14 protein-coding genes are annotated in these 10,825 nt (G+C 73.9%); 8 read left to right on the top strand and 6 right to left on the bottom strand.

The genetic code is table 11. From position 1 onward, the window contains the following. On the bottom strand, positions 1-615 hold a 615-nt coding region (locus ACFVYK_RS33075; protein WP_389780383.1), incomplete at its 3' end, for a nucleopolyhedrovirus P10 family protein. Positions 616-715: 100 nt separating this feature from the next. Here ACFVYK_RS33075 and ACFVYK_RS33070 point away from each other — a divergent pair. Genes ACFVYK_RS33070 through amaP form a run of 5 tightly spaced genes read left to right on the top strand, consistent with a single transcriptional unit; the run spans position 716 to position 3,077 of the window. Then, on the top strand, positions 716-1,201 hold the full coding sequence (locus ACFVYK_RS33070; RefSeq protein WP_389780381.1) for an Asp23/Gls24 family envelope stress response protein: 486 nt from the start codon (positions 716-718) through the stop codon (positions 1,199-1,201). 55 nt (positions 1,202-1,256) lie between these two features. Continuing rightward, on the top strand, positions 1,257-1,442 hold the full coding sequence (locus ACFVYK_RS33065) for a hypothetical protein (RefSeq protein ID WP_351764570.1): 186 nt from the start codon (positions 1,257-1,259) through the stop codon (positions 1,440-1,442). After that, positions 1,439-1,864: an Asp23/Gls24 family envelope stress response protein gene (locus tag ACFVYK_RS33060; RefSeq protein WP_389780379.1), complete on the top strand. Its 426-nt coding sequence runs from the start codon at positions 1,439-1,441 to the stop codon at positions 1,862-1,864. The genes ACFVYK_RS33065 and ACFVYK_RS33060 overlap by 4 nt, the downstream gene beginning before the upstream one ends. Beyond that, positions 1,861-2,493, top strand: coding sequence for a DUF6286 domain-containing protein (locus ACFVYK_RS33055; protein ID WP_389780377.1), 633 nt, complete (start codon positions 1,861-1,863; stop codon positions 2,491-2,493). The genes ACFVYK_RS33060 and ACFVYK_RS33055 overlap by 4 nt, the downstream gene beginning before the upstream one ends. A gap of 5 nt (positions 2,494-2,498) precedes the next feature. Next, positions 2,499-3,077, top strand: a complete 579-nt coding sequence (gene amaP, locus ACFVYK_RS33050) for an alkaline shock response membrane anchor protein AmaP (RefSeq protein ID WP_389780376.1) — start codon at positions 2,499-2,501, stop codon at positions 3,075-3,077. Between the two features lie 83 nt (positions 3,078-3,160). On the opposite strand, the gene ACFVYK_RS33045 is transcribed toward amaP, so the two are convergent. The 5 genes from ACFVYK_RS33045 to ACFVYK_RS33025 form a co-directional block, all read right to left on the bottom strand. Then, the gene (locus ACFVYK_RS33045; protein WP_389780375.1) at positions 3,161-3,916 is read right to left on the bottom strand and encodes an SDR family oxidoreductase; all 756 of its coding nucleotides are present in this window, start codon (positions 3,914-3,916) and stop codon (positions 3,161-3,163) included. Positions 3,917-3,921: 5 nt separating this feature from the next. Continuing rightward, positions 3,922-5,709: a glycoside hydrolase family 15 protein gene (locus ACFVYK_RS33040; RefSeq protein WP_389780373.1), complete on the bottom strand. Its 1,788-nt coding sequence runs from the start codon at positions 5,707-5,709 to the stop codon at positions 3,922-3,924. A 182-nt stretch (positions 5,710-5,891) separates the two neighbouring features. Then, entirely contained in the window at positions 5,892-6,683 is a 792-nt protein-coding gene (locus ACFVYK_RS33035) for an SURF1 family protein (RefSeq protein WP_389780371.1), read from the bottom strand. Positions 6,684-6,794: 111 nt separating this feature from the next. Then, on the bottom strand, positions 6,795-7,028 hold the full coding sequence (locus tag ACFVYK_RS33030; protein WP_319170027.1) for a hypothetical protein: 234 nt from the start codon (positions 7,026-7,028) through the stop codon (positions 6,795-6,797). A gap of 80 nt (positions 7,029-7,108) precedes the next feature. Then, positions 7,109-8,119 (bottom strand): DEDDh family exonuclease, encoded by a 1,011-nt coding sequence (locus ACFVYK_RS33025; RefSeq protein ID WP_389780370.1) that lies wholly within the window; start codon positions 8,117-8,119, stop codon positions 7,109-7,111. A gap of 255 nt (positions 8,120-8,374) precedes the next feature. On the opposite strand from ACFVYK_RS33025, the gene ACFVYK_RS33020 reads away from it, so the two are divergent. From ACFVYK_RS33020 to ACFVYK_RS33010, 3 genes are all read left to right on the top strand, one after another. Further along, positions 8,375-9,085: a VIT family protein gene (locus tag ACFVYK_RS33020; protein WP_389780368.1), complete on the top strand. Its 711-nt coding sequence runs from the start codon at positions 8,375-8,377 to the stop codon at positions 9,083-9,085. Between the two features lie 144 nt (positions 9,086-9,229). Next, the gene (locus tag ACFVYK_RS33015) at positions 9,230-10,117 is read left to right on the top strand and encodes a sterol desaturase family protein (protein WP_389780367.1); all 888 of its coding nucleotides are present in this window, start codon (positions 9,230-9,232) and stop codon (positions 10,115-10,117) included. After that, complete coding sequence (locus ACFVYK_RS33010) at positions 10,114-10,782, top strand: lysoplasmalogenase (RefSeq protein WP_389780366.1); 669 nt, start codon at positions 10,114-10,116, stop codon at positions 10,780-10,782. Before ACFVYK_RS33015 ends, ACFVYK_RS33010 begins: the two co-directional genes overlap by 4 nt. The last annotated feature ends 43 nt before the right edge of the window (positions 10,783-10,825 follow it).

Below are 10,825 nucleotides of genomic sequence, written 5' to 3'. Positions count from 1 at the left end.
GTCCGCGCCCACCGTGATCTCCACGCGCGCGTGCGGCCGCGGCAGCGCGGCCGTCGCCTCCTGCCGCTCCTCGATCCGCACCGCCCGCCCGAGCACGCCGCTGGTCCCCGTCACCCCCGCGACGGCCAGCGCCGCCGCGGCCGCCGACGCCTCGTCGCCGTCCAGGGCCGCCCCGGCCGGCAGCGGATCGGCGGACGGCTCGGGCCACACCATCGGCTCCTCGTCGAGCAGCGTCGTCACCCGCAGGTCGACCTCCGACACCACCAGCCCGAGCCGCTGCTCGGCCGCCGCCGCCAAGGCCGCCCGCAGCCGGGCCGCCGCCGTGGGCAGCGGCTCGGACGCCGCCGCCGCGCACTCCGCCGTCACCCGCAACGGCCCCGGGGCGAGCGCGCTCGGCGGGGCCGGCACCGCCGGCTCGCCCGCGTCCTGTGGCCCCGAAGGGCCGAGCCGAAGCGAGCCCAGCCGCACGCCCCGCACCTCCCGCGCCGCCCGCCGCAGCACCGCCCCGGCCGCCGCCTCCGTGATCCACGCACCGTCGCGCGGGCCGCCCAGCGGGAGCAGTCTGCCCAGGCCCAGCTGATGCCGTACCGCGCTCGTCCATCCGTCCGCCGTCATTGCTCCAGCGTGCCGCATCCCCGGAGCGAGGTCGGGCAAACGCGCTTACCGTGGTCGAAGGGGAAGAAAAGGAAACGGACGGACATAAGGACGTGCGGCGATGACCGAGGCAGTCGAGCAGAACCGGACGCAGACCCCCGAAGGCGGCACGGATCCGCTGCAGACCCGTAAGACGGCCCGGCGCGGCGGCGGCGACCCCGCGACCCGCGGGCGGACCACCATCGCCGACGGGGTCGTGGAGAAGATCGCGGGCCTCGCGGCCCGGGACGTCCTGGGCGTGCACACGATGGGCAGCGGGTTCAGCCGTACCTTCGGCGCCGTGCGCGACCGGGTGCCCGGCGGCTCCAAGTCCGTCACCCGGGGAGTGAAGGCCGAGGTGGGCGAGGTGCAGACCGCGCTCGACCTGGAGATCGTCGTCGACTACGGCGTGGCCATCGCCGACGTCGCGCAGGCCGTGCGGGAGAACGTGATCGCGGCTGTGGAGCGGATGACGGGCCTGCAGGTCGTCGAGGTCAACATCGCGGTGAGCGACGTCAAACTGCCCGACGACGAGGAAGAGGAGCCGGAGCAGCCCCGGATCCAGTGAACCGCCCGACGGCACACAGCGGCCCGGGTGACCGGACCACCGAGGGGAGAGCACCTTGAGCATGGCCGTGGTCGGCATGATCGCCGGCATGGCGCTGGGCTTCGCCGGATACTTCGGCGGGTTCGGGGCCTTCCTGCTGGTGGCGGCACTGGGCGCCATCGGATTCGTCGTCGGCCGGTTCCTGGAAGGGGACCTGGAACTCGGCGACTTCTTCCGCACCCGCGACGACCGCCGCCGGTGACCACCGTGAACGAGGGGAGCGACGGCGCCGGCCGGCCCCCCGGCGCCGTCCCCGTCCCCGCGGGCCGGCGCGGCGCGACGCGCATCGCCGACCGGGTCGTGGCGAAGATCGCCGCCCAGGCCGCGCGGGAGGCGGTCGGCCCGCTGCCGCCGGACGCCGGACGTCCGCACGCCACCGTCGTCGTGCGCCCGCAGGCGCGGCCCCCGTCGCGCGGCGGGATCCCGGTGGACGCGGCGCACGTCCGGATCCATCTGGAACTCGGCTACCCGACCGACATCGGGTCCCGCTGTCACGAGGTGCGTCGTCATGTCGCCGAGCGGGTAGGCGCGTTGGTGGGAATGGAGGTTCCGGAGGTCGCCGTCCAGGTGGAACGACTGCACCTGGCCGCAGCCCCCGGCGCGGCACAGGGGAGGACACGATGAGCGAGCTTGGAGACCGGTCCGGTGGCGCGGCGCCCGTGCTGGACAAGCCCGCGCGGGAGGAGGTCCCCGAGGAGGCCGCCACACCCGCCGGCCGCCGCTTCTGGTCGGCGCGCCGCCTTCCGGCCGCCGTCGTCGCGGTGCTGCTGCTGATCCTCGCGGCCGCCTTCCTCTACGACGTCGCCGCCGTGCGCGCCCACCGGCCCGCCATGGCCTGGCGGCGTGCGCTCGCCCGTCAGCTCGCCGAGCGCCCGCTGGACGACGTCTGGGTGCTGGTCGGGGCCGGGGTCGCGGCCGCCCTCGGTCTCTGGCTGATCGTCCTGGCCGTCACCCCGGGCCTGCGCGACGTCCTGCCGATGAGCCGCCCCCACCCCGACGTGCGCGCCGGCCTGCACCGGGACGCCGCCGCCCTGGTGCTGCGCGACCGGGCCATGGAGATCGCCGGAGTGCAGTCGGCGCGGGTGCGCGTGCGTCGCCGCAGGGCGGACGTCCGTGCCGCCTGCCACTTCCGCGACCTGGACGACGTCCGCGCCGACCTGGACACCGTCCTGACGGACGCGATCCGCGGCCTGGGCCTGGCCCGGCCGCCCGCGCTGTCGGTCCATGTGCGCCGGCCCGGGAAGAAGGGGTGAAGGCGATGCTCGGGACCGTCAACCGCGTGCTCGCGGGAGTCGTCGGGCTGACGCTGCTCGCCGTCGGCGGGGCGGTGCTGGCCGTCGGGCTGGGCGTCTCCCCGCCCTCGTGGTGGATCCACGACGACCGCCATGACGCCCTCCTCACGGCCGCCGAACGCACCCGCTGGCGCGACGAGGCCTGGTGGTGGCCGACGGTCCTCGCCGGCCTGGCCCTCGTCGTGCTGCTGACCCTGTGGTGGCTGACCGCGGTCCTGCGCCGCCGCCGGCTCGGCGAGGTCCTCGTCGACACGGGCGACGGCGCGGGAGCGCTGCTGCGGGGCAGGGCGCTGCAGGGCGTGCTCGCGGGGGAGGCCGGCCGGCTGGACGGCGTCGCGCACGCCCACGTCCACCTGACGGGCCGCAGGGACGCTCCCGAGGCGCACGTCCGGCTGTCCCTGGAGCCGCACGTGGACCCGGCGACGACGCTGAACCGCCTCACGGCGGAGGCCCTGGCCCACGCGAGGGACTCGGCGGCCCTGCGGGCACTGCCGGCGACGGTGCGCCTGAAGGGCGTCCAGCACAAGGCCCGACGGGTGAGCTGAGCAGCACAAGGCGCGACGGGTGAGCTGAGCCGTCCCGTGGGTGGACCGTGCCGGTGTTCTCGGGGCGGCTGCCTGGGAGGGCGTCAGAACCCGTGCCGCATCCCGCCGTCGACCGGCAGCATGATCCCCGTCAGATAGGAGGCCGCCGGCGACAGCAGGAACGCCGCCGCCCGGCCGAACTCCTCCGGCGCGCCGTAGCGGCGCAGCGGGATCCGCGACTCGTTGGCCGTCCGGGTCGCCTCGGGATCCGCCGACAGCGCGTCCAGCTCCCGCACCCGGTCGGTGTCGATGCGCGCGGGCAGCAGCCCCACGACCCGGATCCCGCGGGGGCCCAGCTCGTCGGCGAGCGACTTGGCGAACCCGGCGAGCCCGGGCCGCAGGCCGTTGGAGATGGTCAGGCCCGGAATCGGCTCGTGCACCGACCCCGACAGCACGAACCCGACGACGCCGCCCGCCTCCAGCTCGGCCGCCGCGGCCCGCGCCAGCCTGACGGCGCCGAGGAACACCGACTCGAACGCGGCCTGCCACTGCTCGTCGGTGTTGTCCGCGACGAACCCCGGCGGCGGGCCGCCCACGCTCACCAGCACCCCGTCGAACCCGCCGAAGGCGTCCCGCGCCGCGGCGATCAGCCGGGCCGCCGCGTCGGGCTCGGCGTTGTCCACGGCGACGCCGACGGCGTTCGGTCCCAGCGCGGCCGCCGCGTCGGCGACCCGCCGGTCGTCCCGCCCGGTCAGGACGACCTTCGCACCGTCCGCGACGAGCTCGCGCGCGGCGGCGTTGCCGAGGCCGCGCGTGGCCCCGGTGACGACGTACACCCGGTCCTTCAGTCCAAGATCCATGGCCCCTATCCTGCCTCCTCGCCGCCGAACAGGGCGAGGGCGGTGTTCACCAGGCCGATGTGGCTGAAGGCCTGCGGGAAGTTGCCCAGGTGCCGGCCGGCCACCGGGTCGTACTCCTCGGCCAGCAGCCCCACGTCGTTGGCGAGTCCGACCAGCCGCTCGAACAGCGTCCGCGCCTCCTCGCTGCGGCCGATCATGTGCAGCGCGTCCGCCATCCAGAACGAACAGGCCAGGAACGCGCTCTCGTCGCCCGGCAGTCCGTCCACCGGGGCGCCGTCGGTGCTGTAGCGACGCACCAGGCCGCTGTGTCCCAGCTCGTCGCGGATCGCGTCGACGGTCCCGACGACTCGTGGGTCGTCCGGCGGCAGGAAGCCCACGCGCGGGATGAGCAGCAGCGAGGCGTCCAGGTCGGCCGAGCCGTAGTACTGGGTGAACGTGTTGCGCCGCGGGTCGTAGCCCCTCTCGCACACCTCGCGGTGCACCTCGTCGCGCAGCGCCCGCCAGCCCTCCAGGTCGCCCCTGAGCCCCGGGTACTCCTCCAGCGCGCGCACGGCCCGGTCGGCGGCCACCCACACCATCACCTTGGAGTGCACGAACTGGCGTCGGCCGCCGCGCACCTCCCACAGCCCCTCGTCCGGCTGCCGCCAGTTCTCGCTCAGCCAGTTCATCAGCGCGCACTGCAACGACCACATGTGCGGCTTGGGGGTCATCCCCGCGGTCCGGGCCAGCGACAGCGAGTCCATGACCTCGCCGTAGACGTCCAGCTGCAACTGGTCCACGGCGCCGTTGCCGATGCGCACGGGCTGGGAGCCTTCGTAGCCCGACAGCCAGGGCAGCTCGCACTCGGGCAGCCGGCGCTCGCCCGCCAGGCCGTACATGATCTGCAGGTCGGCGGGATCGCCCGCGACGGCGCGCAGCAGCCAGTTGCGCCACGCCTCGGCCTCGTCCTCGTAGCCGGCCGCCAGGAGCGCGCCCAGGGTGAGAGTGGAGTCGCGCAGCCAGCAGTAGCGGTAGTCCCAGTTGCGGACCCCGCCCAGCTCCTCGGGCAGCGAGGTGGTGAGCGCGGCGGCGATGCCGCCGGTCGGCGTGTAGGTGAGGGCCTTGAGGGTGATCAGGGAGCGCACCACGGCGTCCCGGTGGGGCCCGTCGTAGCGGCAGCGCGCGGCCCACTCCCGCCAGTCGTCCACACTGACCCGCAACGCCTCCCACGGGTCGGTGAGCGGCGGTCGGGACTCGTGCGAGGGATGCCAGGTCAGCACGAAGGCGACCGATTCGCCCTCGGCGAGGGTGAACTCGGCGTACGTGCCGAAGTCCTCGCCCCAGGTGCGCACCTCCGGCTCGCTGCGGAACCAGACCGCGTCGGGGCCGGCGATCGCCACCCGGTGCCCGTCGACCCGGCGCATCCAGGGGATGACCCAGCCGTAGTCGAAGCGCAGCCGCAGGACGCTGCGGACGGTCACCCGGCCGCGCAGCCCCTCGACGATGCGCACCACGTCCGGGGCCTGATCGCGCTGGGGCATCAGGTCGGTGACCCGGACCGCGCCCTCGGGGGTGTCCCACTCGGTGTCCAGGACGAGCGTGTCCGCCCGGTACGCGCGCCGGGTGCAGGGGCCCGGCGCTCCCTTGGGCGCGATGCGCCAGTGGCCGTTCTCCTCGTCGCCGAGGAGCCGGGCGAAGCAGGCCCCGGAGTCGAAGCGGGGCAGGCAGAGCCAGTCGACGGAACCGTCCGTGCCGACCAGGGCCGCGGTCTGTTCGTCGCCGATCAGGGCGTAGTCCTCGATGCGGGGGTGCACGGGGTTCCCGGTTCCCGGCGGACCGGTACGGCAATCAGCCGGCGCGGCCGGGCGGGTGACGGCGCGCCCGCCCGGCGGGCGCGCCGCGGCCCCGGCGCGCGGCCGCGCACCCCGAGCCCCAGCACCCCGAGCCCACGTGCCCCGAGTCCGGGCGTCCCGAGTCCGGGCGTCCCGAGTTCGTCCTACACCGCCGCGGGCTCGGGGCGCTCGGCGGCCTTCGCGGCGGCCGCGGCACGGTCGCGGGCCTCGCGCCGGGCCAGGGTCAGCCAGCCGAAGGGGACGCCCGCGGAGAACAGCCACCACTGGATGGCGTACGCGAAGTTCAGCGCCGAGTCCTCGCTGCCGGGCGGGCCGAGCAGTTCCGGAGTGTCGCCCTTGGGCTCGGGGGCCGTCTGCACGATGTAGCCGCCGAGCACCGGAGCGCCCAGGCGGCGCGCCTCCTGCTCGCTGTTGATCAGCATGACCTGCCGGTCCGGCAGCCCCTTGAGGTTCTTGATGCCGCTGGCCGCGGTCGTCTCATCGGGCATCAGCCGCCCGGTGACGGTGACCCGGCCGGCGGGCGGCGCCGGGATCCGGGGGAAGTCGGTCTGGCTGGCGGCGTTCGCGGGGATCCAGCCCCGGTTGACCAGCAGCACCTTGCCGTCCGTCAGCAGGAGCGGGGTGAGGACGTGGAAGCCGACGGTCTCGTCGGCGTTGACCCGCCGCCTGACGACGACCTCGTGCCCGGTGTCGAAGGCGCCGGTGGCGGTCACGCTGCGGTACCGCTCGCTGCGGGTGACATCGTGCCCCGGGGTGGTCAGCTTCTCCACGGGCACCGCGTCGGCGCCCAGCGCGTCGGAGACCAGCTGGTTGCGGGCGCTGCGCTCGTCGTGGCGATGCATCTGCCAGAAGCCCAGCCTGATCATCGTGGGGATGAGGAGGAGGGAGACCAGCGTGAGGATCACCCACTGCCGGGACAACAGGAAGCGGTACACCCCACGACCGTACAACTCGGTCGTGGGGTGTACTCGGCCGGGTGCCGCAAGCAACCCGTCGGGGTGGTGTTCCGGACGGCTGCGGGGCGGCTCACCCGCCTCGGGAGCGGCTCACACCTTGTCGACGATGCCCACCCTGCCCTCCGCGCGGGCGCAGTGCGCGCCGCAGTACCAGTGCCCCTCCACCTCGACGCCCTGGCCGATGATCTGCACCCGGCAGTGCTCGCAGATCGGGGCCATGCGGTGGATCGCACAGGAGAAGCAGTCGAAGACGTGGATCGCGCCCTGCGCGTGCACCTCGAAGGTCATTCCGTAGTCATTGCCGCAAACTTCGCATCTCGCCATGCGCCACAGGGTGAGCCGTCGCCCCCGCGCGGGCGAGCGGGCGACGGGCGAGTCGCGTGGCAATCACCCGTACGCACGGCTCACTCGTCGGCCGGCTCCACGTCGCGCAGCAGCTGTCCGAAGGCGGCCTCGTCGACGACGGGCGTCCCGAACTGCCGCGCCTTCACCACCTTCGACGTGCCCGAGTCGGGGTCGTTGGTGACCAGCAGGCTGGTCAGCCGGGACAGGCTCGTCGCCACATGCAGCCCGGCCTCGGCCGCCCGGTCCTCCAGCAGCTCGCGCTCGACCGACGTGTCACCCGAGAAGGCGACCCGCATGCCCTGCTTGAGCCTTTTGCCGTCCTCGTACCGTCCTGGGTTGGGATGCGGGCATGCAGGCCTTTTGCGCGACGGCCGCCAACTGCCGGGACGGTAGGCCCCGTGACCGCCGAAGCCGTCGCCCGGACCGCTCGCCTGCCGGCCGATCAGGGGCGCGGACCGGTCGGCCCACTCCGTCAGCGGTCGGCACTCCAGCAGCGGCAGGCGGACGCCGCCCGCCGCCGCGGCCCGCAGGCTCGGCCGGAACGCCTCCGCGAGCACGCGCGCGTCGTCCAGCGCGTGGTGCGCCCGCTGCTGCACGACGCCGAAGTGGGCCGCCAGCGACTCCAGCTTGTGGTTGGGCAGCGGCAGGCCCAGTTCCTTGGACAGCGCGATGGTGCACAGCCGTTGGCGCACCGGCGCCTCCCGCTGGGCGCGCGCGTACTCCCGCGCGATCATCTGCCAGTCGAAGACCGCGTTGTGCGCGACGAGCACCCGCCCGTCGAGCCGCGCGGCGAACTCCTCGGCCACGTCCTGGAAGAGGGGCGCGCCTTCGAGCACGTGGCTCGTCAGACCATGTATCCACACCGGGCCCGGGTCGCGCTCCGGATTGACCAGCGTGTACCAGTGGTCCTCGACCTCGCCGCGCGCGTCCAGCCGGTAGACGGCGGCGGAGATGATCCGGTCGTCCCGGGCCAGGCCGGTGGTCTCCACGTCAACGACCGCGTATCCCTGGGGATACGCGGTCGGCCACTCCGTGGGGGACGACGCTGTCGTCGTGTGGTCTTCGAGCATGGTCACTGAGGATACGGGCCGCCACTGACAGCTCGCCGCACCTGCCCCGGAGAGCGGCCGGAAGAAGACTTCCGGGCCGTACGGGAGTTCGCCTCGCGCACACGCGCGGGTGCCGCGCCTCTCGGCCGGCGGCAGGGCAACTGTGTTGCCGCTCGGGCCGGTTGCGGCCTCTGCGCTCGGACGGCGGGGCGGCGACGGGACGGAAGCGGGCGTGGGTGCCGGTTCCCGGTCCTGCGGGGTGTCATCCTCCGTCCTGTGACGGAACCAACCCATGCCGAGGCCCACCAGGGCTCGCTCGGATCCCGGCTGAACTGGCTGCGCGCCGCCGTGCTCGGCGCCAACGACGGCATCGTCTCCACCGCGGGACTCGTCGTCGGCGTGGCCGGCGCCACGGACGACCGTTCCGCGCTGCTGACGGCCGGCCTCGCCGGTCTGCTCGCCGGCTCGATGTCCATGGCGGCGGGGGAGTACGTCTCCGTGTCGACGCAACGGGACTCCGAGCGGGCCGCCCTCGCGCTGGAGCGCCGGGAGCTGCGCGAACAGCCGGAGGCCGAACTGGACGAGCTGACCGAGCTGTTGCGGGAGCGGGGCCTGTCCCGGCAGGTGGCCAGGGAGGCCGCCGTGCAGCTCACGGAACGGGACGCGCTCAAGGCCCACGCGCGGGTGGAGCTCGGCATCGACCCGGACGACCTCACCAACCCCTGGCACGCGGCCTGGGCGAGTTTCCTCGCCTTCACCGCCGGCGCCCTGCTGCCCCTCCTCGCCATGGTGCTCCCGCCGGTCGACCGGCGACTCCCGGTCACCGTCGCGTCGGTCCTGATCGCGCTGGCCGGCACCGGCTGGAGCAGCGCCCGTCTGGGCTCGGCCGCGGCGGGCCGTGCGGTGCTGCGCACCATGGGCGGCGGCGCGCTGGCCATGGGGGTCACGTACGCGGCCGGGGCGCTGCTGGGAGCGGCGGGGGTGTGAAGGCGGCCGGGCGGAAGGGAATCGCGCGGGGTCCGTCTGCGCGGCCGCTTGGCGAGGATCACCAACAAGCAAGCGCATACCCCCGGTAATACTTGTCGGTAACAACGTCTAGCCGCGGCCCACCAGCAGTCTTACGTTGCCCACATGCCGAATTTGCCCGATGTCGTGCTGTGGTCGATACCCGCCTTCGTGCTGCTCACCGTGGTCGAGGTGGTCAGCCTCCGGCTCCATCCCGACGAGGACGCGGCCGGATACGAGACGAAGGACGCCGTGACGAGTGTCGGCATGGGGCTGGGGAGCCTCGTCCTCGACTTCGTGTGGAAGATCCCGATCGTCGCGATCTATACGGCGGTCCACGAACTCACGCCGCTGCGCGTGCCCGTCCTGTGGTGGACGCTGCCGCTGATGCTGCTGGCGCAGGACTTCTTCTACTACTGGTCCGACCGCGGCCACCACGTCATCCGCGTCCTGTGGGCCTGTCACGTCGTCCACCACTCCAGCGAGAAGTTCAACCTCACCACCGCCCTGCGCCAGCCCTGGACCTCGCTGACCGTCTGGCCGTTCTACGTCCCGCTCGTCGCCGGGGGCGTCCACCCGGCCGCGCTCGCCTTCTGCTCCTCGGCCAATCTCGTCTACCAGTTCTGGATCCACACCGAGCGGATCGACCGGATGCCCCGGTGGTTCGAGTTCGTGTTCAACACGCCCTCCCACCACCGCGTCCACCACGCCTCCCAGGGCGGCTACCTGGACCGCAACTTCGGCGGCATCCTCATCGTCTGGGACCGGATCTTCGGCTCGTTCGTCCCCGAGGTCGACCGGCCCGTCTATGGGTTGACGAAGAACATCAACACGTTCAACCCGATCAAGGTGGCCACCCATGAATACGTCGCGATAGCCAAGGATCTGAAGGCGGCGGAGAGTTGGCGTGAGCGGGCGGGGCGCGTCTTCCGCGGCCCCGGCTGGCAGCCGACCTCCTCGGCGCCCGCCTCGGCTTCCACAGCGGCTCCGGTCGAGGAGAGCACGGCCGCGTGACCGGCTCCCGCATCACCCGCTCCCGCGTCCTCCTCGCCCTGTGCGCGCTCGCCGCAGCCGTCGACCTGCTCAGCCTCGCGGCCGGCTTCGACCCCGGTCACACCCTCGCCAAGCCGCTGCTGATGCCCCTCCTCGCCGCCTGGGCGGCCCCGCGCGGGGCGCCCGGGCTCCTCCTGGCCGCCCTCGCGTTCGGCTGGGGCGGCGACACCCTGCTGCTGTTCGACGCCGACCCCGCCTTCCTCGCCGGCATGGCGTGCTTCGCCGCCGGACACGTCTGCTACCTGACGCTGTTCGCCCGCGTCGGCCGTCCCCACGCGCGGGCCGTCGTTCTCGTCCCCTGCTATTCCCTCGCCCTGACCGTCACCGTCGCGCTGCTGTGGCCCGGCCTTCCCCAGGAGCTGCGTCCGCCCGTCGCCCTGTACAGCGCCCTGCTCACGGCCATGGCCTGCGCCGCCGGCGTCCGGCTCGGCCCGGTCGCCGGCGCCGGCGGTCTGCTGTTCCTGCTCTCCGACACCCTCATCGCCACCGGCGTCGCCGACTGGCCGCAGCTCCCGCGCCCCGATCTGTGGATCATGCTCACGTACCTCGCCGCGCAGTTCTTGCTGGTCCTCGGGGTACTCGGCGCCCTCGGCGGGGGGGCGGGAGCCGGCGGCGGCGTACCGTGAAGTGCGCTCGACCACCCCCTGAGCGCCCTCACGACACCGCACG

The organism is Streptomyces sp. NPDC058291 (genome assembly GCF_042880855.1).
Classification (GTDB): domain Bacteria; phylum Actinomycetota; class Actinomycetes; order Streptomycetales; family Streptomycetaceae; genus Streptomyces.
The sequence above is the reverse complement of the archived record's forward strand: the minus strand, read 5'-3'. Positions and strand labels throughout refer to the sequence as shown.